The following is a 22,387-nucleotide window of genomic DNA, read 5'->3' as shown; positions in this document are numbered from 1 at the left end:
GCACCGGCCAGCCCTCTTACTCCAGATTCCCTCGACCCTCTCCGCAGGAGACCGTGTGACCGAGTTCGCCTCTTCGTCTGTTCGGCAACCGGTCCTGGACCGTCCGACCCGAGCGTTCGTGGACAGACACCCCTGCCCACCGTCGGCGTACAACGAGGACCCGGTACAGGCCCGGCTGACGCTGGCCCGCCTCCAGGGCGACGACGACCCCCTCGACGAGGAGGCCACCTCCACGGAGTGGTTCACCCTGCCGTGCGGACCGACCGGCGAGGTACGGGTGAAGGTGGTCCGGCCCATCGACAGCGTGGGCGTCATCCCCGTCGTGCTGTTCCTGCACGGGCTGGGGTGGGTCCTGGGCGACGCCGACACCCACGAGCGTCTGGTCAAGGCGTTCGCCCTCGGTACGGACGCGGCCGTGGTCTTCGTCGACTACGAGCGAGCTCCGGAGGCGCAGTACCCGGTCGCCGTCGAGCAGTGCTACGCGGTCGCGAAGTGGATCTCCGAGCGAGGCGCCGAGATCGGCCTGGACGGCAGCCGGATGGCCGCCGTGGGCGACTCGGCGGGCGGCAACCTGGTGGCGGCGCTGACCCTGCTCGCCAAGGAACGCGGAGGGGTGCGGCTGGTGCAGCAGGTGCTGCTCTGCCCGGTCACCGACGCCGACTTCGACACACCCTCGTACCTGCAGTTCGCCAAGGGCTACTTCCTCGGCCGTGAGACCATGCGCTGGTTCTGGGACCAGTACCTCCCCGACGTCCGCAGGCGGAACGAGGCCACCGCGTCCCCGCTGCAGGCCTCCGTGGAACAGCTCACCGGACTGCCCCCGGCACTTGTGCTCACCAGCGAGGCCGACGTGGTGCGCGACGAGGGCGAGGCCTACGCGGCCAAGCTCCGGGCGGCCGGTGTGGCCGTGGTCTCCATGCGCTACCACGGGACGATCCACGGCTTCATGGTGCTCGATCCGCTGCGCGACACGGACGCGGCCCGCGCCGCACTCGTCCAGGCACTCGACACCGTGCACGTCGCCCTGCACCGGCACCGCGGCTGACTCCTGCGCGCCGGGACGGTGCGCGCAGGTGCGCCCACAGCACATCACCCGTGCACGAGCGGGCAGACGGCGCCGGCCGTGGCGGGTTGGCTTCGGGGTGCGGCAGCGGGACGGACGGACCGGCAGCAGCCGCAGAACACGCCGCCCGGAGACGAGGAAGAGCACCGTGGAACCCTTCAAGATCGTGGCTGTTTCGGCCGGCCTCAGCCAGCCCTCGTCGACACGCCTGCTGGCCGACCGGCTTGTCGAGGCGACCCGGCACTTGCTCGAGGAGCGGTCGCCGCGCCCCGTCGACGTGCGGGTCGTCGAGCTGCGCGAGCTGGCCGTCGACATCGCGCACAACCTGGTGACCGGATTCCCGGGCCCCGCGCTGCGCTCGGCGGTGGAAGCCGTGACCGGCGCTGACGGCGTCATCGCCGTGACACCGGTCTTCAGCGCCTCGTACAGCGGGCTGTTCAAGTCCTTCTTCGACGTCATCGACAACACCGAGCTGGTCGCCAAGCCGGTGCTGATCGGGGCCACCGGCGGCACGGCCCGGCACTCCCTGGCCCTGGAGCACGCGCTGCGCCCGCTCTTCGCCTATCTGTGCTCACACGTGGTCCGCACCGCGGTCTTCGCGGCCTCGGAGGACTGGGGCGCGGGCGACACCCAGTCGGACAGCCTGAACGTACGTGTCACGCGTGCCGGCCGGGAACTGGCCGCGCTCGTGCTCCAGCAGCCGGACGGCGCCGGGTCCGGCGACGCCGTCGTCCCATTCGAGGAACAGTTGGCGAAGCTTCGGATCTCGCAGTAGAGGCAGTGGCGGCAGGAACCGTCCCGCGGGCTTCCGCGTCGGTGGCGGCCCCGGCCGACCGCCACAGAATCCTGGTCACCCGTGAACGTCTCACCCGGCACGACGGTCGAAGCGGTTCAGATGCAGGCCGAGGGAAGGGACCGAGCAGAGCACGGTGACCGAGGCGGGTCGCGCGACGTTCCGGCCGCTGCTGCCGCGGTCGCGGCTGGACGCGTCGCTGACCATCGAGGTGGCAGAGCGCTGTGCCCGCCTGCCGCCGACGCTGCGAGTGGCGGGCAACTGGCTTGTCATCCGCACGGATTGGACGCCGCGCCCTGTTCCACCTCGGCGAGGGCCCTACCGGCCGCCGGGTTCCAGGACGAGGCCCGGGACGCCTTCACCCAGTGCCTCGCCCTCGGCGCCAACCCCGACGCCGATCTCGACACCACCCCCGACGCCGGCTGAGCTCCGCCACGGCGGCACCCGCCTCTGCCGCCGCAGTACCACCGGAAGCGGATGGCCCCCGGCCCCCACCGTCCCGGCGCGCATCTGCCTGCGCAGCACGGGTCGTGGCGCGACGGCGTCCGCGGGCCCTGGCCGCCGAGTCGGCGGCACGCACAGGTCAGACGCAGGGCACCGAAGGACAACGCGGCCATGTGGATCGCTTCTAGCGTCCTGTCCGTGGCCGCGGCTCCATTCCGTTCCGTTGGATGCCGCCGCCACGCAGGTCCGGCCCGCGAAGCCCTCTGCACCGGCTTCCGCCGACACGTATGCAGACGGGCCGAGGTCGGCGGACCACACCACATCGGCCGCCCCCGAGGGGGCGGTCCGTCCGACCGCATCCTCAGGAAGTGAATCGTGGATTCATCGATCTCCCGGCGTACCGTCGCCGTTTCCCTGCTCGCCGGTGCCACCGCCCTGGCAGTCCCCGGTGTCGCGTCCGCCGTCCCCGGGCGGGCCGTCGGCCGGCCGGACGACGCGGACCGGCGGGCTGTCGGTCCCACCGTCGTCCTGATCCATGGAGCGTTCGCCGACGCCTCCAGCTGGAACGCCGTCACCGCCCGTCTCCTGCGGCAGGGCCACCGCGTCCTGGCGCCGGCGCTGCCGTTGCGCGGACTGGCGAGCGACGCCGGCTACATCCGCAGCGTCCTGGACAGCGTTCCGGGCCCGGTCGTGCTCGTCGGCCACTCCTACGGCGGAGCGGTCATCAGCCAGGCCGCCGCGGACGCCCCCCAGGTCAAGGCACTGGTCTACATAGCCGCCTTCGTCCCCGAGATCGGCGAGAGCGCGCTGGAGCTGACGGACAGGTATCCCGGCAGCACCCTCGGGCAGGCCACGTCAATCCAGCTCTACCCGCTGCCGGACGGCGGTGAGGGTCAGGAACTGGTCATCAGGAGGGACCTGTTCCGCGACCAGTTCGCGGCGGGCGTCCCTGTCGCCACCGCCCAGGTGATGGCCGCGGGCCAGCGCCCGGTCACCCTGGGCGCGCTCCAGGAGAAGGCCACCGCGGCCGCGTGGAAGAAGATCCCCAGCTGGTACCTCGTGGCCGGGCAGGACCGCAACATCCCGCCGGCCGCAGAGCGGTGGATGGCCGCCCGCGCCGGCGCCCGCACCGTGACCGTCGACGCGCCCCACGCGGTCGCCGTCAGCGACCCGAAGCCTGTCACCGACCTGATCCTGCGTGCTCTGCGCACCGTCGGCTGACCCATCGGGCGGCGCGCCCTCGAGATGTGATCCTCCGTGCGGAACCGCGTCCTGACAACAGCGCGACACCAATGAGGCTCCCGTGGTGGACGGCGACGTACCACGTCGTCGGTCCACCACGGGAGCCTCGTCGCCGTGCCGCGTCGTCGGTCCACCACGGGAGCCTCGTCGCTGTGCCGGCGGCGCGTCACTCGCCTCCGTCAAGCACCCCCCGCCAGGAGTTGCTCCACGGCACGGTCGATGTCGAGGTACCGCCCCTCCGCGCCCGGCGGCACGACCGCGCGGGCCCGCTCGAGGAACGCGGTGACCGCCGAAGCGGCGATGTCGAGGACGGCGGTCCCCGCCGACGACCTGACGACGATCCGCACCGCGTGCCGACGGTGGCTCTGCAGGGGTATCACCAGGACGTCTCCGACACCTGTGGGCCGGCGCGTTCCCTCCGACAGGAGACCGCGCGCGAAGACCCACTCGACCGTGCCGGTCGACGCCGTGCCGATGGCGAGGCATACGGCGTAGGGGTCCGTTCTGTCGTAGCGCAGCTCGGCGGGCAGTGACACCGGTGGTTCGCCCGCGACGACGAGGTGCGCGACCACCTCATGGGTGACCGAGGTCGGGGCGGCACTGGGAAACGGATGGGTCATGTCTTGCCCCGTTCAGCGAATCGTTGGGGAGCGTCTGTGTGCCCGACGCTAAAACCGCTGGTGAACAAAGCTTGCCGGGAAACGTACGAGGCATTGCCCGCCAAAGCACGGGCACGGGCACGGACGCCGACGCGGCCACCCCCGGAATGCCGTCGCCGCGGGCCGGACCCGGCCGGCATGCGCGCAGAGTGCGCGGGTTGTGTCCTCGCAGCGCACCGCCATGTTCCACCGCCGCACATCACGCGTCACCGCGGTTACGTTCCATTCGCCTGCCGGCCGCGGAGGAATCCGCCGCCCCACCATCAGTCCTTCCCCCAAGGAGCACCATGGCCAAGCAGACAGTTGCCGAGCAGTACGTCGACCTCCTTGCCCGCGCCGGTGTGCGGCGGATGTACGGCGTGGTCGGCGACAGCCTCAACCCGGTGGTCGACGCCGTCCGACGGCACGACGACCTGGAGTGGGTGCAGGTGCGGCACGAGGAGGTAGCGGCCTTCGCCGCGGGCGCCGAGGCGCAGCTCACCGGCCGGCTGGCCGCCTGCGCGGGCTCGTGCGGACCCGGCAACCTGCACCTGATCAACGGCTTGTACGACGCTCACCGTTCGATGGCGCCCGTGCTCGCCCTGGCCGCGCAGATACCCAGCGGCGAGATCGGCACCGGATACTTCCAGGAGACTCATCCGGACCGGCTGTTCCAGGAGTGCAGCCACTACTCGGAGCTGATCTCCTCGCCCCGGCAGATGCCCCGGGTGACGCAGACGGCGATCCAGCACGCGGTCGGCCGGCGAGGTGTGTCGGTGGTGGCTCTTTCCGGCGACGTCGCCTCCGAGGACGCCCCTGACGGCGGCGCCGAACTCGCGGTACCTCTGGACCGGCCCGCCGTCCGCCCCGGCGACCAGGAACTGAACCGGCTGGTCCAACTCGTCGACGCCGCCGACAAGGTGACGGTCTTCTGCGGTCGGGGCGTCGAAGGCGCCCACCAGGAGGTCATGGCCTTCGCCGAGAAGGTCAAGGCCCCGGTCGGCCACGCGCTCCGCGGCAAGGAGCACATCCAGTACGACAACCCGTATGACGTCGGCATGTCCGGTCTGCTCGGCTACGGCGCCGCGTACGAGGCGATGCACGAGTGCGACCTGCTGCTGCTCCTCGGCACGGACTTCCCGTACACGGACTTCCTGCCCCGCCACGTCAGGACCGTCCAGGTCGACATCCAGCCCGAACGGCTGGGCAGACGGACCCAGTTGGAGCTGGCGGTCTGGGGAGACGTGGGACAGACGCTCAAGTCGCTGACACCGGCGGTGCGTGAGAAGACCTCGCGCCGTTTCCTCGACCGGATGCTGCACCGCCATGTCCACGCGCTCGAAGGGGCAGTCGGCGCGTACACCCGTGACGTGGACAGGCACATTCCCGTCCACCCGGAGTACCTGGCCTCGGTCCTCGACGAAGTTGCCGCGGACGACGCGGTGTTCACCGTGGACACGGGCATGTGCTGTGTGTGGGCAGCCCGTTATCTCACCCCCAACGGGCGTCGTCGCATCCTCGGTTCCTTTGTGCACGGTTCCATGGCGAACGCGCTGCCCCAGGCCATCGGCGCGCAGTTCCTCGACCGCCGCCGGCAGGTGGTGTCCCTGTCCGGCGACGGCGGGTTCTCGATGCTGATGGGCGACTTCCTCACGCTCGTCCAGTACGGCCTGCCGGTGAAGGTGGTCGTCTTCAACAACTCGTCGCTCGGCATGGTCGACCTGGAGATGATGGTCGACGGCCTGCCGCCGCACGCCACGTCGTATCCGCACACGGACTACGCGGCCATCGCCAGGGCCTCGGGTGCGTACGGCGTCCGGGTCGAGGAACCGTCGAAGGTGCGTGAGGCACTGCGTGAGGCGTTCGCACACGACGGCCCCGCGCTGGTCGACGTCGTCACCGACCCCCACGCTCTCGCCATCCCGCCGAAGATCACTTCACGGCAGGTCACCGGCTTCGCGCTGTCGGCGAGCCGCACCGTGCTCACCGGCGGAGTCGGCCGCATGCTGCACCTCGCCCGGACCAACCTGCGCAACGTTCCACGGCCTTGATGCCGGTGGGAGGACGCCGGCATCAAGGCCGCCAACGCAGGGAGGCAAGAGGCGGTGCGCTCGTGATCAACCGGCGGTGCGGCTTGCGCCCTAGCTTGTCCGGTGAATCGGCTGATTCAGCGGAATCAGCCGAGTCGGCGCAGAACAGCGCGCGTTGAGCGTGCCGTCGGCCGCGTGTCCGAAGACCGCGATGTGGAGATTTCTATGGCCTTCCTCGAGCCGGAACCGGGAAAACTGCGACCGCTCACCACCGGTGGCCCGGCCGCCGACCGGGTGGCCGACGACCGGGCCACCGGTACGCCGAAAGCCCTGAGGGAGGACCTGGTCCGGCTGCTGGGTCCGCACAAGGTGCTGCACACCGTCTCCGACCTGGTGAAGTACGCCTCCGACGCCAGCCCCTACCGCTTCGTGCCCCAGGTGGTCGTGATCGCCGAGAGCGTCGAGGACGTGGCGGCGGTACTGCGGTACGCCCATGAGCACCGGCGCGAGATCGTCTTCCGGGCGGCCGGCACCTCGCTGAACGGCCAGGCCCAGGGCAGGGACATCCTGGTCGACGTGCGCCGTCACTGGACCGGCGTCGAAGTGCTCGGCGACGGTACACACACACGTATCAGGCCCGGAACGACCGTGGGACGCGCCAACATCGTGCTGTCGCGGCACGGCCGGCTCATGGGGCCCGATCCGGCGAGCTCCAGCGCCTGCACCGTGGGCGGGGTGGTCGCCAACAACGCCTCGGGCATGACGGCCGGAGTCACCCGTAACTCCTACCGTCTGCTCTCCTCCCTCACGCTCGTCCTTCCGTCGGGCACGGTCGTGGACACCGCGGCCCCGGGCGCCGACGAGGCACTCCACAGGGCCGAACCCGAGTTGTGCAGACGGCTGTTGGCGCTGAAGGCCGAGATCGAGGCCGACAGCGCACTGGTCGCCCGGATCCGGGCGAAGTACGAACTGAAGAACACCAGCGGCTACCGTCTCGACGCATTCCTGGACGGCTCGACGGCGGTGGAGATCCTGCGCGGCCTGATGGTTGCGTCCCAGGGCACCCTGGGATTCGTCGCGGAAACCGTGTTCCGGACGGTCTCCCTGGACCGTATGACCCACACCGCCCTGCTGTTCTTCCCCGATCTCCCGGCGGCCGCGGCGGCGGTGCCCCTGTTCAACGCCGCCGGGGCGCGCGCGGTGGAGCTGATGGACGGCAACACCCTGCGCGCCTGCGCGAGCGTCGACGGGGTGCCCGCGGACTGGGCCGATCTGCCCCGGGAGACCGCCGCTCTCCTGGTGGAGTTCCGCGCACCTGACGAGCGGGCGCGCGAGGCCCACCGGCAGGCCGCCGCCGATGTGCTGGCGAAGCTCACGCTGGTGGTCCCGGTCGCGTCCGTGACCAACCACTTCGTCGAGGACCCGGCCACGATCCGGACGTACTGGCACGCCCGTGAGGCCTTCATGACGGCGGTGGGCAAGGCGCGCCCCGCCGGGTCGACGCTCATCACCGAGGACTTCGCGGTGCCGCCCTCGCGGCTCGCAGAGGCCTGCGAGGCGCTGGCGGAACTGCAGGAGCGGCACGGTTTCGACGCCGCGGTCGCGGGCCACGCTGCGCACGGGAACCTGCACTTTCTGCTGGCCTTCGACGCCGCCCGCCCCGACGAGGTCCGGCGCTACGCCGCCTTCATGGACGAGTTCTGCGCCATGGTGGTGCACCGTTTCGACGGCTCGCTCAAGGCGGAGCACGCCACCGGCCGGAACATGACCCCGTTTCTCGAACTCGAGTGGGGCCCCCGCGCGACCGAGTTGATGTGGCGGGTGAAGCAGACTCTCGACCCGGCAGGGGTCCTCGCTCCCGGCGTGGTGCTCAACCGCGACCCCGCGGCCCATCTCCTGGGTCTCAAGAGCATCCCGACCATCGAGGCCGTCGCCGATCCCTGCATCGAGTGCGGTTTCTGCGAGCCCGTGTGCCCGAGCCGCGACCTGACGACCACGCCGCGTCAGCGGATCGTCCTGCGCCGGGAGATGATGCGCCAGCCCTCCGGTTCACCGGTCATGGACAGCCTCCTCGGGTCGTACTCCTATGACGCGGTCGACACCTGTGCGGGCGACTCGAGCTGCAGGACGGCCTGCCCGGTCGGCATCGACACCGGCGCCATGATGAAGCGCTTCCGTCACCAGCGGCATTCGGTGCGGGAGGAGCGGTACGCGGCCCGGGTCGCCGAGCGGTTCTCCCTCGCGGAGTCGTCGCTGCGAACAGCCCTCGGTGTCGCGGACCATCTGAACGACCGGTTCCTGGGCGGCGTCACCTCGGCGGTGCGCAAGGCCGTGTCGCCCGACCTGGTACCCGAGTGGCTTCCCTCCGTCCCGTCCCCCGCGAGTCCACGACTGCCCCCCACGGACCGGACGACCGCCGCGGCCGTCTACTACGTCGCCTGCGTCAACCGGATCTTCGCGGGACCGGACGGCGTCGAAGGACCGTCCCTGCCCGAGGCGGTCGTCGAGGTCTCCCACCGGGCCGGGCGGCCGGTCTGGATCCCGCCGGACATGTCGGGGTCCTGCTGCGCGACCATCTGGCATTCCAAGGGGTACGACGCCGGCAACGAAATCATGGCGAACCGCATCGTGGAACGGGCCTGGGAGTGGACCGACGGCGGGCGGCTGCCGCTCGTCGTCGACGCGTCCTCCTGCACGCTCGGCATCGGGCGGGAGGTGAAGCCGTATCTGACGCCGGAGAACCTCCACAAGCACCAGGCTCTCACCGTCGTCGACTCGATCGTCTGGGCCGCCGAGGAGCTGCTGCCGGGTCTGGAGGTGACCGAGCGGCTCGAGAGCGCGGTGATCCACCCGACCTGTTCGATGCGGCACCTGGGCGATGTCGAGCAGCTTCGCGCCGTCGCGGAGTTCGTCGCGCGGGACGTCAGCGAGCCGGTCTACGCCGATTGCTGCGGTTTCGCCGGAGACCGGGGCCTGCTGCACAAGGAGCTGACCGAAGCGGCGACGGCCCATGAGGCGGCCGAGGTCACCGCGGGCACGTTCGACGCGCATCTTTCGGCCAACCGCACGTGTGAGATCGGTATGGAGCACGTCACCGGGCGGCCGTACCACTCCGCGCTGCTGGCACTCGAACGCGCCACCCGGCCCGTCGGCACCACCCCCCGCCCCGGTACCACCGATACCGCGGCCTGAACGGCGCGGCCGTGTCCAGGCGCGGGCGGTCGACGGCGGCCGTTCCTGCCCCGGCCCCGACCGCGGCCGGACCTGCAGCCGGGCCCGCAGCCGACTCCCGCCCCACCCTCACCCGAGCCTCCACCACCCATCGCACCTGGAGCACATCGTGCGTATCGCCAATCTCGCCGGCCGGCTGGTCGTGGTCACCGCCGACCGGGCGGTCGACGTCCAGCAGGCCAGCGACGGTCTGTTCTCCTCGGATCCGCAGGAGGTCTACCCCCGCTGGGAGGAGTTCCGTGCCTGGGCCGGCCGGGCGGATCTCGGTGACGGCGTCCCCTTCGACCCGGCCGATCTCGGCGCACCCGCGCCATCTCCCCACCAGCTGCTCGCCGTCGGCCTGAACTACCGCGAGCACGTCTCCGAGGCGGGATTCACCGTCCCGGACGGCATGCCGCCGGTCTTCACCAAGTACGCGACCAGCATCAGCGGCCCGGTCACCGAGGTGGCACTGCCCGAGGGCGGCCACACCGACTGGGAGGTGGAGCTGGTCGTGGTCGTCGGCCGCGAGGCCCACCGGGTGTCCGAGGCCGACGCCTGGAACCACGTCGCGGGCCTGACAGTGGGCCAGGACATCTCCGAGCGCGTGATCCAGATGGCCGGTCCGGCTCCGCAGTTCAGCCTCGGCAAGTCCTATCCGGGCTTCGCCCCGATGGGGCCCTGGCTCGTCACTCCAGACGAGTTCGACGACCCCGACGACCTGGAGCTGACCTGCGCGATCAACGGTGAGGAGGTGCAGCGTGGCCGCACCCGGCAGCTCATCTTCTCCGTCCCGGCCCTCATCGCCAGGCTTTCGCAGGTGCTCCCGCTGCTGCCGGGAGACGTCATCTTCACCGGCACGCCGGCGGGCGTCGGCCTCGGCCGCTCGCCGCAGCGCTGGCTGGCGCACGGCGACGAACTGGTCAGCGCCATCACCGGCATCGGCGAGCTGCGCCAGCGGTTCGTCGGCTGACCGCGCGGGACGGCGGCCGGGAAGCCCACGTTCCCGCACAGGCACCGGACAGACCGGACCGGGCGGGCCACGCCGAACAGACCGGACCGGCCGGAACAGACAGTCGGAACAGGCCGGTCGGAACAGAGAGACAGGAAGAAGCAATGACAAGAACGATCCATGGCAAACGGGCCGGCCTGCTGGCCGCCGCCGTGGCGGCGGCCCTCACGGCGACCGTCGCGGGCCCCGCGGCCGCGGCCCCGGCGGTGCGTTTCGTGGCACACCTGAACATGACCGACGGGCAGCGCCCCGAGAACATCACCCTGGAACCGGACGGCAGCGCCGACGTCACCTTCGCCTACAGCCGTCAGCTCGCCCGCATCAGCCCCGACGGCCGGGTGCGTGTCCTCGCGACCCTGCCAGAGCCCCCGGCCGGCGCCAGCACCCCTGCCCTGACCTCGCCGTTCCTCGGCGGCATCGTCCGGGCCCAGGACGGGACGCTCTACTTCCTGTACTCCACGGGCAGCAGCGATCTGACCGGCCTGTGGCGCCTGCGTCCCGGCGGCACCCCGGAGCGCACAGCCGCGTTCCCGGCCGACGGCCTTCCCAACGGCCTGGCCCTCGACAGCCGCACCGGACTGCTGTACGCGGCAGACTCGGTCCTCGGCACGGTCTGGCGGGTGCCCGTCACCGGTGGCACGCCCAGCAAGTGGGCGACCGGACCCGAGCTGGAGTCCACCGGGTTCCTGGGCGCCAACGGCATCAAGATCCACAACGGAGCGGCCTGGGTGTCCAACCTGGACCAGGGCACCGTACTGCGCATCCCGATCACCCCTGAGGGCACCGCCGGTCCCGTCGAGACCAAGGCCACCGGCCTCGTGAACATCGACGACATCGCCTTCACCGGCGCCGGCGACACTCTGCTCGCCGCGATCAACGCGAACAACGAGGTGGACCTGGTGAGGCCGGACGGCACCCACACCGTGGTGCTCACCGCCGCCGACGGTCTGCAGAACCCGACCTCCCTCACCGTACGGGGCACCACGGCCTACATAGCCAACGGTGCCTACTTCACCGACGAGGACCCCAACGTCCTCGCGGCCCGCCTCCCTTCCGCCCGGCAGCATGAGCAGGGTCGGCGGATCCAGCGGGGGCGGTCATGACGGAACCGGCAGGCATCACCCACCACACCGCCGTACTCAACGGGATCAAACAGCACTGGGTCAGTGCCGGAGAAGGGCCGCCGGTCTATCTGCTGCACGGCTTCCCCGAGACCTGGTACGGCTGGCGCAAGCAGATACCCGTACTGGCCCGGCGGTTCACCGTGATCGCCCCCGACCTGCGCGGCTACGGCGACACGGAGAAGCCGGCCTCGGGCTACGACAAGCGGACCATGGCCAATGACGTGATCGCGCTGATGGACCATCTCGGTCATGAGCGCGTCGCTCTGGTCGGCCACGACCGCGGGGCGCGTGTCGGGACCCGGTTCGCCAAGGACCACCCCGACCGGCTCGACCGGTTCGTCGCCATGGACAACATCCCGACCCGGGTCATCGCCGACACCTATGACGTGACCCTTGCCCGGGAGGGCTACTGGTTCTTCACCTTCCTCGGCGTGCCGGACCTGCCCGAGGCGCTGATCGCCGGCCGCGAGGAGACCTGGCTCACGCACTTCTACCGGAGCTGGTCGTACGACCCCGGCATGCTGACCCCGGAGGAGACCGCGGTCTACGTCCGCGCCTACCAGCAGCCGGGCGCGGTGCGGGGATCCTGCATGGACTACCGGGCGGCGCCCCAGGACGTCGCCCAGGACCGCGAGGACGCCGACCGGCTCATCGACTGCCCGGTCCTGACCATGTGGGGCGAGGACTTCAGCGCCGTCGGGCAGGCCTACGACGTCCTGGACGTCTGGAAGGGACTGGCGCGCGACGTCCGCGGGGTGCCGATCCCCCGGTGCGGACACCTCTGCCAGGAGGAACGCCCCGACGTCGTCAACGCCGAACTCCTCGACTTCCTCGCGGACTGGCGGGGCTGACCCGAAGCCATGTCCCGTGGGCACGACAGCGCCCACGGCAACCCCTCCCCACGCCGAGCGGGTGATGCGGCCGAGCCTTGTCGCCCGGCCGCTCTGCCACTCGCCCGGCCCGTCCGCCCGCCGCCCGCCCGGACGCACGCACGACCTCGTCACAGGGACCGGGCGGCAACACCACGGGAATTCACCTGGTAGCCACAGGGCTTCCGCACCGTCCTGAACACCCCTGTCGCCAGCGAGACTTGAGAAGACGACGGCAATGACCGATCCCCGCCCGGCCCCCGGCCGCGGCCACCCCTCCCTGCCCCGCGTCGCCGCCTTCTGGCTGCTCGGGGCGATCCAACTGCTTCTTCTCGCCGCCGCGAGCGCCCCCTCCCCGCTGTACCCCGTCTACCAGGCCCACTGGGGCTTCTCGGCGACCACCGTCACGGTGGTGTTCTCGCTCTACGCCATCGGTCTGCTGCTGGCCCTGACGGTGGTCGGCGCGCTCTCCGACCACATCGGCCGCCGCCCTGTCCTGGCCGTGTCGCTGCTCGTGGAGGCGGGCGCCATGGCGATCTTCGTCGTCGCCGGCGGAGTGGGCTCGCTGCTGCTCGCCCGCACCCTGCAGGGTCTGGCCACCGGTGCCGCGACCGGCGCCATCAGCGCCGGCCTGGTCGATCTCCAGCCCAAGCACCGCCCCAACATGGGAGCGCTGGTCAACAGCGTCTCCTCGCTCCTGGGCCTGGCCTCGGGTGCGCTGGGGTCGGGGTTGCTGGTCCAGTACGCCCCGGCGCCGACCACTCTGGTCTTCGTGCTGCTCGGGTCGGTATTCCTGGCCTCCGTCGTCTGCGTCACGCTGATGCCCGAGACCGCAACCCTCCGCTCGGGCGCGCTCGCCTCGCTGCGCCCGCGGGTGTCGGTGCCCCACCGGGTCCGGCCGCACTTCGTGGCCATCGCGCCCGGCCTGGTCGCTCTCTGGGCGCTCGGAGGATTCTCGCTGTCCCTCGGGCCCTCACTGACCGCCGACGTCCTGCATGTCCACGACCATCTCATCGCCGGTGTCGTGATCGGAATGCTCACCGGGACGGGGGCCGTCGGATCGCTCGCCCTCCACCCACGGGAGCCGAGGCACGCGATGGCCGTCGGGTCGCTGGCGCTGGCCACCGGAATGACGCTGACCTTGGTCGGTGTCTCGGCCGCCGTGCCCGCCGCCTACCTCCTGGGCAACGCGATCGCCGGCTTCGGCTGGGGTGCGGCGCTGCTCGGTTCCTTCCGCACGGTCCTCCCGCTGGCCGAGGCCAGGGAACGCGCCGGAGTGTTCTCGAGCCTGTACGTCGTCGGCTATCTGGCCTTCAGCCTGCCGGCGATCGCGGCCGGCGTGATCTCCACCAGGTTCGGCCTGCACAGGACCGCCGACGGATACGCGACGGTACTGATCCTGCTGTCGGTGAGCGCCGTCGCGCTCATGTTCCGCGGGCGTCGGCACCCCAAGGCGTAGCCGCCCCCTTTGCGGACGCCGGTGGACTTCGGCCGAGGGCCCGGCCATCGGCCGGCAAGCGACCGTTCTGGCCGCCGGTGTGATCCTGCGGTCGCCACCGGTCGATGCACCTGTCCAGACTCCGGCTGTCCCATGCCGGCCGTTCCCCTCCCCGGATACCATGCGGGCTCGCCACCCGCCCTCGGCCGGAAGAGGGGGTTCGGGGCGCCCTGGCAGGGACCGGTAGCGCGGTGTCCTACCGGAGCGGCTCGGGTGCGGATGGAGCGAGGGGACAGGGGGAGCGACGTGGCCGACGCGGATGGTGCGGAGTTCGGAACTCTGTTGCGGCAGTTGCGACTGGACGCGTCGCTGACCATCGAGATGCTGGCCGAGGCGTCGGGGGTGAGCGTCCGCGGAATCGGGGACCTGGAGCGGGGACGGCGGGCGACTCCCCAACGGGGCACGGTCGCCGCGCTCGCGGTGGGGCTCGGGCTGGGCGAGGCCGAGCGGGAGCGGCTCCTGGCCGCCGCCCGGTCCGGCCGCAACCCCCGCCAACGCCCGGCCGGCCTGCGCGCCTTCCCCCGGGGCATCGACGACTTCGTCGGCCGGAAGGCCGAGCTGGCGCAACTGACGGCAATGGCCGGGCAGGCGGCCGCCGGAACGCCGACCGTGGTGGCGGTGTCCGGACCACCCGGGACGGGCAAGACCACTCTGGCCCTGCGCGTGGCCCGCGAGCTGGCCGAACACTTCCCCGACGGGCACATGCTGATGCTCGACCTGCGTGGCACGGACGACCACCCGCCCGGGCCGGCCGAGCTGGTGCTCCGCGCCCTGAAGGCGCTGGGTGTGGCCGACCGGGACCTCGCCAAAGCCGGCCCGCACGGCCACCCGGAGCTGTACCGGCAGGCGTTGGCCGAACGGCGCTGTCTGCTGGTGCTGGACAACGCCCGCGACGAGGCTCAGGTCCGCCCCCTCCTGCCGAGCACGGGTGCCACCATGGTGTTGATCACCAGCCGGAGGATGCTCACCGGCCTGGAGAGCGTCCACCGTCTCCTCCTCGGCGAGCTGTCCCCGGCCGAGGCCGCCGATTTCCTGACCGCCCTGGTGGGGCGGGAGCGCGCGGAGGCCGACCCGGTCTCCCTGGCCGCGGTCGCCGACCGCTGCGCGCACCTGCCGCTGGCGCTGCGGGTGGCGGGCAACTGGCTTGCCACCCGCAGCGGCTGGTCCGTACGCCGCCTCGCCGACCGCCTCGCCCTGGAAGAACGCCGTCTGAAGACCCTGACCGCAGGGGACCTGCATGTCTCGGCGGCCTTCGAGCTGTCCTACCGTCAGCTCACCCCCGTCGCCGCCCGCCTCTTCCGGCTCCTGGCGTTGGTGGAGGGTTCCGACGTCAGCGCCGCGGGCGCCGCCCAGCTCAGCGGCCAGCACCTCTTCGACGCCGAGGACACCCTCGAGGAACTCGTCGAGACGGGCCTGCTCGGCACGGACAAGGACCGCTACCGCTTGCATGACCTGCTGCGCCTGTACGCGCAGGAGCGGCTGCGGGTCCAGGAGCCCGGCCCGGACGCGGAGGCGGCCCGCTCCGCGCTCCGCCGCTGGCTGCTCGAGACGGCCGTCGTGGCCGGACGCTGGTTCGAACCCGACTACGGCGCCCCGCCCCCCACCTGGCAGGGCACCGTCGACCTGTCCACCGCCGAGCACGCTCGCCGATGGCTCCAGGCGGAGGGCGACAACTGGCTCGCCGCCCTGCGCGCGGCCGCCGCCACGGGCGACCACGCCACCGTGGTGGAGGTCGCCGAGGCCCTGCACTGGTTCTCCGACCAGTGGATCTTCTGGGGACACTGGCCGGAGGTCTGCCGTACCGCAGCCCAGTGCGCCGAGTCCCTCGGCGACCCACGCGTCGAAGCCTTCCACCTCAACAACCATGCCTGGGCCCTCCTCATCTGCGAAGGCCGCCCTCGCCAGAGCCTCGAACGCTCCGCCCGGGCCCTCGCCGCCGCCAAGCGCGCCGATGACCCCGAACAGCAGGGCTGGGCCCACAGCTACACCGCCTGGGCCCTCGGCCTGCTCGGTGACCATGCCACGGCGGCACTTCACAACCACGAGGCAACCGGGTTCTTCGAGGCAGCCGGCGATCTCCACGGCACCCTGCACGCCATGAGCAGCACGGCCGAGACCCTTCTCCTGGCGGGCCGGCACGAGGAAGCCGTCGCGGAGAACCTCCGGGCCCTCGCCTTCCTGGAGCAGGCCGGAGACCGCATCGAACCTCACAGTGCCGCCTTCAACCGGGCGAACCTGCAGACGTCCTTGGGCCGGGCCCACGCCGCCCTCGAGAACTGGGACGAGGCCGCCCTCCACCTGCGGACCGCCGTGGCGCTCTGCCGTGCCAGTGGCCATCCGGCGCTGGAGAGCCGCGCCTTGGTCCGCCTCGGCAGCACCCTGCTGGGCGCCGGGGACCGTGACGGAGCCAGGGAGGCCTTCTCCCAGTGCGTCACGCTCGGGGCGGCGGCCAGTCCTCAGCATGTCGCCTCGGCCAGGGAGCACCTCGCCGAGCTCGACGCACACTGAACCGTCCGCCTCGCTCGGCCGACCGGCCCCGCAGAGTGACGACGGCGACAAGCGGCACCGGAAGGACCCCTGTGATCAGGGCCGCTGCCGGGGAGAGGGCGGCCAGGAGCGGCCACGCGCCGACGGCCGGCCGGTGCGGTCGCACCGGTCCGGCCGCCGGCGGGCGGGGCGCTGCCCGAGACCCCTTTGTCGCCGTACGAGGTCACTTCGCCAGGAAGGCGAGGAGCGCCTCGTTGACCTCCTCGGCGTGGGTCCACAGCAGGCCGTGCGGGGCGCCCTCGATCTCCACGTAGTCGGCGGACGGGAGGGCCTTGTGGAACACCCGCCCGGTCGCCTCGACGGGCAGGGTGCGGTCGGCCGTGCCGTGCACGATCAGGGCCGGCACGTCGATGGCCGGGATGTCCGCGCGGAAGTCGGTGTACCAGGTCGACGGCGCGGCGGCGGCGGCGAAGAAACCACCGCTCGCGGCGACGTTCCAGCTGTTGCGGACCGCTTCCTCGCTGATCCTGGTGCCGAGGTTCTCGTCCAGGTTGTAGAAGCCGTCGAAGAAACTGGTGTAGAAGGCGTAGCGGTCCGCCTTGACGGCCGCGACGACGCCGTCGAAGAACTCCTTGGGAGCGGCCCCGTCCGGATTGTCGTCCGTCTTGAGCAGGTAGGGCTCCAGCGAGGCGAGGAAGGCGACCTTGGCCACCCGGGCGGAGCCGTAACGGGAGACGTACCGGGCGACCTCACCGGTGCCCATCGAGAACCCGACCAGCACGGCGTCGCGCACGTCGAGGGTCTCCAGGACGGTGTTCAGGTCGGCCGCGAAGGTGTCGTAGTCGTAGCCGGCGGTCGGCTGGCTGGACTGCCCGAAACCACGCCGGTCGTAGGTGATCACGCGGTAGCCCGCCTCGAGCAGCGCGGCGCTCTGCCGCTCCCACGAGTGACCGTCGAGCGGGAATCCATGGATGAGGACGACCGGCTGCCCGGTTCCGTGGTCCTCGTAGTAGAGGTCCACGGGGGTGGAGTTCTCCTGGCCCACTGTGATGTACGGCATGACGTTTCTGCTCCTTGTGCGGAAGTACCGAGAGTTGCGGAACTCACCACGCTAGGCAGGATGGCCGTCGCCGCTGTCACCCGAGCGCACCGGCACTTGTCCACGGGTGCCCTCCGGCACCGACCGTCCTGACGAACCGGACTCGTGGAGGGGAGGAACGGAGCCGGGCGCGGGCAGTCCAGAAGCAGGTCGCCGACGGCAAAGTGCTGCGCCGATTCGCCCGTAGTGTCCTGTCCGAGCCCACGGCTCCGATCACGCCGGGCGGCCACCGCGCCAAGTCCGGTCCGCCCCCGCTCCTACCTCCCCTGGAGACACAGCCATGTCCGACGCCTCCACCACTCCGTTCACTCCCGTGCTGGAGCCGGCCGCCGCGGACTTCGCCGCGGCGACCGCCAACCCGCCGTACCTGTTCGACCTGCCGCCCGCCGAGGGGCGCAAGGCGGTCGACGAGGTGCAGTCCGGCGACATCGCCAAGCCGGCGGTCGACGAGGAGTGGATCACCGTCCAGGGCGGCCCCACCGGTTCCGTCCGCGCCCGCATCGTCAAGCCCGCCGGTGCCACCGGCGCGCTGCCCGTCATCATCTACATCCACGGCGCCGGCTGGGTGTTCGGCAACGCACACACCCACGACCGCCTGGTGCGCGAGCTGGCGGTGGGGACCAGGGCTGCGGTGGTGTTCCCCGAGTACGACCTCTCGCCGGAACACCGCTACCCGGTCGCCATCGAGCAGAACTGGACCGTCGCCCGCTGGGTCGTCACCGAGGGGGCGAGCAAGGGCCTGGACGCCGCCCGGATCGCCGTCGCGGGCGACTCGGTCGGCGGCAACATGACCGCCGCCCTGACGCTCATGGCCAAGGAGCGCGGCGGTCTCCCCCTCGTCCAGCAGGTGCTGTTCTACCCGGTGACGGACGCCTCGTTCGACACGCCGTCGTACCACCAGTTCGCCACGGGCTACTTCCTGCGCCGTGACGGCATGCAGTGGTTCTGGGACCAGTACACCACCGACCCCGCCGAGCGGGCCCGGATCACCGCCTCCCCGCTGCGGGCGACCACGGAGCAGCTCGCCGGGCTCCCGCCGGCGCTGGTCATCACCGGCGAGGCCGACGTCCTGCGCGACGAGGGCGAGGCGTACGCGAACAAGCTCCGCCAGGCCGGGGTCGCGGTGACCGCCGTCCGTTACCAGGGCATCATCCACGACTTCGTGATGCTCAACGCCCTACGGGAGACCCACGCCGCCGAGGCGGCGATCACCCAGGCCGTGCACACCCTGCGTACCGCGCTCCACACCGCCTGACCCAAGGCCCTTTGCGCAGAGAGGAAATTGACCCATGTCGAACACCGACAGACCCACCGTCGTCCTGATTCACGGCGCGTTCGCGGACGCGTCCAGCTTCGCCCGCGTCATACCGGAGCTGATCGACCGCGGCCTGGACGTGGTGGCCCCCGCGGTACCCAACCGCAGCCTGCTCGGCGACTCCGCGTACATCGCGTCGGTCGTCCGTCAGATCCCCGGACCGGTCGTCCTGGTCGGCCACTCCTACGGCGGTGCCGTGATCACGGTCGCGGGAGTGGAGGAGAACGTCAAGGCGCTGGTCTACCTGGCCGGTTACGCCTTGGAGGAGGGCGAGAGCCTGGGCGAGCTGCAGGGCGGCTTCCCCGACTCCGACCTGGCCTCCGCGCTGGTCTACACGCCGTTCCCGCTCGAGGGCTCCCCCGCGCCCGGCACGGATGTCTCGGTCCGGGTCGACAAGTTCCCGGCGATCTTCGCCGCGGACGTGGACCCCGATCTCGCCGCGGTCCTCGCCGTCTCCCAGCGCCCGCTGGCCGCACAGGCCTTCGGCGAGAAGGCTCCGGCCGCGGCCTGGAAGACCAAGCCCTCCTGGGGCCTGGTCTCCTCGTCCGACCGCACCATCAACCCCGATGTGGAGCGCTTCGGCTACCAGCGGGCCGGCATGACCACCGTCGAGGTCGACTCCTCGCACCTGGTGATGCTCTCCCACCCCCGGCGCGTCGCCGACCTGATCGAGGAGGCGGTCCGCGCCGTCCGCTGACCGGCCGCGGGCTGTCTTCGGCACAGCGCTGAGGCCCCTGTGATGAAAGGCGACTTGGGAAAGCCGTCCGTTCACCACAGGGGCCTCTGGCATTCGGCAACCGGCCTGCGGGATCAAGTCGCCGTGAGTCGGCTCGTCGGCGTCGGCGGTACCCGCCCGGTGAACCGCCTGCGTTCAGCCTCGGTCATCCCTCCCCACACGCCGTACGTCTCGCCCAGCGTGAGCGCGAACTTCGCGCACTTCTCCTGTACGGCGCAGGTCCAGCACACGCTGCGCGCCCGCTCCTCACGGCTGCGCCGGCCGGAGTGGCCCTCTCCGGGAGCGGAGTAGAAAAGGGCGCTGTCCAGACCCCGGCAGGCCGCCTGACGCTGCCAGTCCCACAGGTCGGCAAGGGGGCGGATTCCCTTTTTCGCGCGCATCGATTGCCTCGACTTCCCTTGTTTTTCATGGTCGATTGACCGCCCGGCACGGGTCGGAGTGTTCATCACACCGGAGGAGCCGGACCCTGCGACGTGATCGAATGTGCACAACCACCACGCCCCCCGCGAACTGTTCGTTCAAAGGGGGCGTCGGGCGTCAGGATCTGTGGATTTTGTCAAGCAGGACTATGCGTATCTGTGGGCCTGTGGACCTGCCGCAGTAATTGCGCCACGGACGGGCAGACCGGCACGACGCGCTTTCCTGTTTCGTACTCGGTGAAACCGGCGAGTTCGCCGTCGGCCGGATTCTCGTTCGACGGTGTTCGTCATCCGCCCGTCGGACAACGGGCGCTGCCCTTCGTCACAGGAAGCAGGGGTCGTACAGCCCCGTGCCGCCCTCCGGGGTCAGACCGCGGCGCACGCGCCACTGCCGGTGCAGTTCCGACTCGGCGACGGCCTGCCCGAGGAGCTCGGCCTGCCGGGCACCGGAGCCGCGTGGCGTGGCGGGGGCCTGGTAGCCGCCGAAGTGGGCCACCGGGCTCCACTCGGGGGTGACGGACGGGAGTTCGTCCGTCATGCCCTGGTACTCGCCTTCGGCGTGGACGATCCGGCCGCCGACCACGGTCAGCACGGACTCGATGTGCGGGACGTCCTCCTCGGGCACGGTGAAGTAGTCGTGGGTGAGGATCGCCAGGTCGCCGTAGTAGCCGGCGCGCAGGATGCCCTTGACGCCGTCCTCACCGGTCAGTGCGGCACCGGCCCGGGTGTACATGGCCAGGGCGGTCTCTCGGTCGACGCGGTTCAGCGGCGGTCGCAGGGACAGGCCGCCCAGGGTCCGGCCCGAGATCAGCCAGTGCAGGGCGACCCAGGGGTTGTAGCTGGACACCCGGGTGGCGTCGGTGCCGGCGGCGACGGTCAGCCCGCGGTCCAGCATGGCCCGCACCGGCGGGGCCTCCGCGGCGGCGCCGAGGCCGTAGCGCCGGGTGAACGCCTCGCCCTGGAAGGACATCCGGTTCTGCACGGACATCGCCCCGCCGAGCGCCGCGACGCGGTCGAGGCTGTCCGGGGATGCGGTCTCCGCGTGGTCGAACAGCCAGCGGTTGCCGCCCGGGAAGAGCCCCTCGGCGGCGAGCTTCTCGAAGACCGCCAGGTCGCGCCGGATGGTCTCGTCGTACGTGGCGTGCAGCCTGAAGCCCCACCCGTTCTCGAGGAGAAGACGTACCGCCTTCTCGAACTCTGTTTCATAGTCGGCGAGTTCCGGGCGGGGTTCGGCGAAGTTCTCGAAGTCGGCGGCGGCCCAGGTCAGGTTCTCGCCCGCGCCGTTGAGCCGTAGCCACTCGTCGCCGTCCTCGGGGCGGACCATCTCGATCCAGCGGGCGAGGTCGTCGAGTTCCTGGCCCGCGGTCTGCGGGAACAGATGGTAGGCGATCCGCAGGGACAGCCGGCCCTCGGCGGCCAGTTCGGTGACCGCGCGGTAGTTGTCCGGGAAGTTCTGGAAGCCTCCGGCGGCGTCGATCGCGGAGGTCAGCCCGAACCGGTTCAGCTCGCGCAGGAAGTGGAGGGTGGAGGTCTTCTGCTCCTCCTCCCCCAGCAACGGGGCCTTGGCGAGCGTGGAGTAGAGGATCAGCGCGCTGGGAGCGGCGAGGAGCAGGCCGTTGGGCTCGCCGTTCCGGCCCCGCACGATCTGTCCGCCCTTGGGGTCGGGGGTGTCCCGCGTGTAGCCGACGGCCTTCAGCGCCGCCCGGTTCAGGATCGCCGCCTGGTACAGGTGCAGGACGAAGACCGGGGTGTCCGGTGCGGCCTCGTTCAGCTCGGCGGGGGTGGGCAGCCGCCGCTCGGCGAACTGCTCGGCGGACCAGCCGCCCACCACGCGCACCCACTGGCCCTTGGGAGTGCGGGCAGCCTGCTCGCGCAGCATGGCCAGGCCCTGGCGCAGCGAGGTGACACCGTCCCAGCGCAGCTCCAGGACGTAGTTCAGGCCCCCTCGGATCACATGCACATGTGCGTCGTTGAGGCCGGGCACCACGCGGCGGCCGAGCGCGTCGACAACGGTGGTGGCGGGGCCGACGACGGGAGCGACATCGGCGTCGTCACCCACGACCAGCACCCGCCCGTCGCGGATGGCGAGCGCTCCCGCGTGCGGACGGCTCGGGTCGCCCGTGTAGATCTTCGCATTGCGGACAACGACGTCCGCGGCATTGTCGGAGGGGCGGGGAACCAACCCGCCGACCGGCATTGTCGGAGGCACCTGGACACACTCCAAAGGCTGATCGCGGACGGGACGGCGGATTCCGTCCGGCAAGGATTACGGATGGCGGCAGCCGAGTGGGCGGTAAGGGGCGCTGCCGGGCCACCCGGCTGCCAAAGAGGACGCTAGGACTTGCGGCCCTCGCGTGTTGCCCGGCAGCGCACCTGTCCAGGCCCGCGAGCGCACCGATCCGTCCACG

At 71.3% G+C, this 22,387-nt stretch carries 18 protein-coding genes; 13 read left to right on the top strand and 5 right to left on the bottom strand.

Translation table 11 applies throughout. The features are described from left to right. The first annotated feature begins 118 nt into the window (after positions 1 to 118). On the top strand, positions 119 to 1,045 hold the full coding sequence (locus IE318_RS13975; protein WP_229903509.1) for an alpha/beta hydrolase: 927 nt from the start codon (positions 119 to 121) through the stop codon (positions 1,043 to 1,045). Positions 1,046 to 1,211: 166 nt separating this feature from the next. Then, the gene (locus IE318_RS13970; RefSeq protein ID WP_189900218.1) at positions 1,212 to 1,838 is read left to right on the top strand and encodes an FMN reductase; all 627 of its coding nucleotides are present in this window, start codon (positions 1,212 to 1,214) and stop codon (positions 1,836 to 1,838) included. A gap of 90 nt (positions 1,839 to 1,928) precedes the next feature. Here IE318_RS13970 and IE318_RS44870 read toward each other — a convergent pair whose 3' ends face one another. Next, positions 1,929 to 2,129, bottom strand: a complete 201-nt coding sequence (locus IE318_RS44870) for a hypothetical protein (RefSeq protein WP_229903508.1) — start codon at positions 2,127 to 2,129, stop codon at positions 1,929 to 1,931. A gap of 9 nt (positions 2,130 to 2,138) precedes the next feature. Between IE318_RS44870 and IE318_RS13965 the strand changes: the two genes are divergently transcribed. Next, the gene (locus IE318_RS13965) at positions 2,139 to 2,282 is read left to right on the top strand and encodes a hypothetical protein (protein ID WP_189900216.1); all 144 of its coding nucleotides are present in this window, start codon (positions 2,139 to 2,141) and stop codon (positions 2,280 to 2,282) included. Positions 2,283 to 2,675: 393 nt separating this feature from the next. Further along, positions 2,676 to 3,521, top strand: a complete 846-nt coding sequence (locus tag IE318_RS13960; protein ID WP_189900214.1) for an alpha/beta fold hydrolase — start codon at positions 2,676 to 2,678, stop codon at positions 3,519 to 3,521. A 200-nt stretch (positions 3,522 to 3,721) separates the two neighbouring features. Here the strand turns inward: IE318_RS13960 and IE318_RS13955 are convergent, their stop codons facing one another. Continuing rightward, on the bottom strand, positions 3,722 to 4,162 hold the full coding sequence (locus tag IE318_RS13955) for an SsgA family sporulation/cell division regulator (protein WP_189900212.1): 441 nt from the start codon (positions 4,160 to 4,162) through the stop codon (positions 3,722 to 3,724). Positions 4,163 to 4,488: 326 nt separating this feature from the next. Here IE318_RS13955 and IE318_RS13950 point away from each other — a divergent pair, with 326 nt between their 5' ends. From IE318_RS13950 to IE318_RS13920, 7 genes are all read left to right on the top strand, one after another. Beyond that, entirely contained in the window at positions 4,489 to 6,231 is a 1,743-nt protein-coding gene (locus IE318_RS13950) for a pyruvate dehydrogenase (RefSeq protein WP_189900209.1), read from the top strand. Positions 6,232 to 6,435: 204 nt separating this feature from the next. After that, positions 6,436 to 9,402, top strand: coding sequence for an FAD-binding and (Fe-S)-binding domain-containing protein (locus IE318_RS13945; RefSeq protein WP_189900207.1), 2,967 nt, complete (start codon positions 6,436 to 6,438; stop codon positions 9,400 to 9,402). 148 nt (positions 9,403 to 9,550) lie between these two features. Beyond that, positions 9,551 to 10,393 (top strand): fumarylacetoacetate hydrolase family protein, encoded by an 843-nt coding sequence (locus IE318_RS13940; RefSeq protein WP_189900205.1) that lies wholly within the window; start codon positions 9,551 to 9,553, stop codon positions 10,391 to 10,393. Between the two features lie 143 nt (positions 10,394 to 10,536). Continuing rightward, positions 10,537 to 11,535 (top strand): SMP-30/gluconolactonase/LRE family protein, encoded by a 999-nt coding sequence (locus IE318_RS13935; RefSeq protein WP_189900203.1) that lies wholly within the window; start codon positions 10,537 to 10,539, stop codon positions 11,533 to 11,535. Beyond that, positions 11,532 to 12,407, top strand: a complete 876-nt coding sequence (locus IE318_RS13930) for an alpha/beta fold hydrolase (RefSeq protein ID WP_189900201.1) — start codon at positions 11,532 to 11,534, stop codon at positions 12,405 to 12,407. The genes IE318_RS13935 and IE318_RS13930 overlap by 4 nt, the downstream gene beginning before the upstream one ends. Positions 12,408 to 12,663: 256 nt before the next feature. Further along, the gene (locus tag IE318_RS13925) at positions 12,664 to 13,884 is read left to right on the top strand and encodes an MFS transporter (RefSeq protein ID WP_189900198.1); all 1,221 of its coding nucleotides are present in this window, start codon (positions 12,664 to 12,666) and stop codon (positions 13,882 to 13,884) included. A 285-nt stretch (positions 13,885 to 14,169) separates the two neighbouring features. Then, positions 14,170 to 16,431 (top strand): ATP-binding protein, encoded by a 2,262-nt coding sequence (locus IE318_RS13920; RefSeq protein ID WP_229903507.1) that lies wholly within the window; start codon positions 14,170 to 14,172, stop codon positions 16,429 to 16,431. 202 nt (positions 16,432 to 16,633) lie between these two features. Here the strand turns inward: IE318_RS13920 and IE318_RS13915 are convergent, their stop codons facing one another. Further along, the gene (locus IE318_RS13915) at positions 16,634 to 17,470 is read right to left on the bottom strand and encodes an alpha/beta fold hydrolase (protein WP_189900196.1); all 837 of its coding nucleotides are present in this window, start codon (positions 17,468 to 17,470) and stop codon (positions 16,634 to 16,636) included. Positions 17,471 to 17,789: 319 nt separating this feature from the next. On the opposite strand from IE318_RS13915, the gene IE318_RS13910 reads away from it, so the two are divergent. Then, entirely contained in the window at positions 17,790 to 18,764 is a 975-nt protein-coding gene (locus IE318_RS13910; RefSeq protein WP_189900194.1) for an alpha/beta hydrolase, read from the top strand. 34 nt (positions 18,765 to 18,798) lie between these two features. After that, complete coding sequence (locus IE318_RS13905; RefSeq protein WP_189900192.1) at positions 18,799 to 19,521, top strand: alpha/beta fold hydrolase; 723 nt, start codon at positions 18,799 to 18,801, stop codon at positions 19,519 to 19,521. A 113-nt stretch (positions 19,522 to 19,634) separates the two neighbouring features. On the opposite strand, the gene IE318_RS13900 is transcribed toward IE318_RS13905, so the two are convergent. Continuing rightward, complete coding sequence (locus IE318_RS13900) at positions 19,635 to 19,940, bottom strand: WhiB family transcriptional regulator (protein WP_189900190.1); 306 nt, start codon at positions 19,938 to 19,940, stop codon at positions 19,635 to 19,637. 361 nt (positions 19,941 to 20,301) lie between these two features. Then, positions 20,302 to 22,176 carry an amidohydrolase gene (locus IE318_RS13895; RefSeq protein ID WP_189900423.1) on the bottom strand — a complete coding sequence of 625 codons (1,875 nt, stop codon included), beginning with the start codon at positions 22,174 to 22,176 and terminating at the stop codon, positions 20,302 to 20,304. Between the last annotated feature and the right edge of the window lie 211 nt (positions 22,177 to 22,387).

Origin of the sequence: Streptomyces spiralis, assembly GCF_014654675.1 — a bacterium.
Taxonomy (GTDB): Bacteria; Actinomycetota; Actinomycetes; order Streptomycetales; family Streptomycetaceae; genus Streptomyces; species Streptomyces spiralis.
This window is presented reverse-complemented; position numbering and strand designations above follow the sequence as displayed.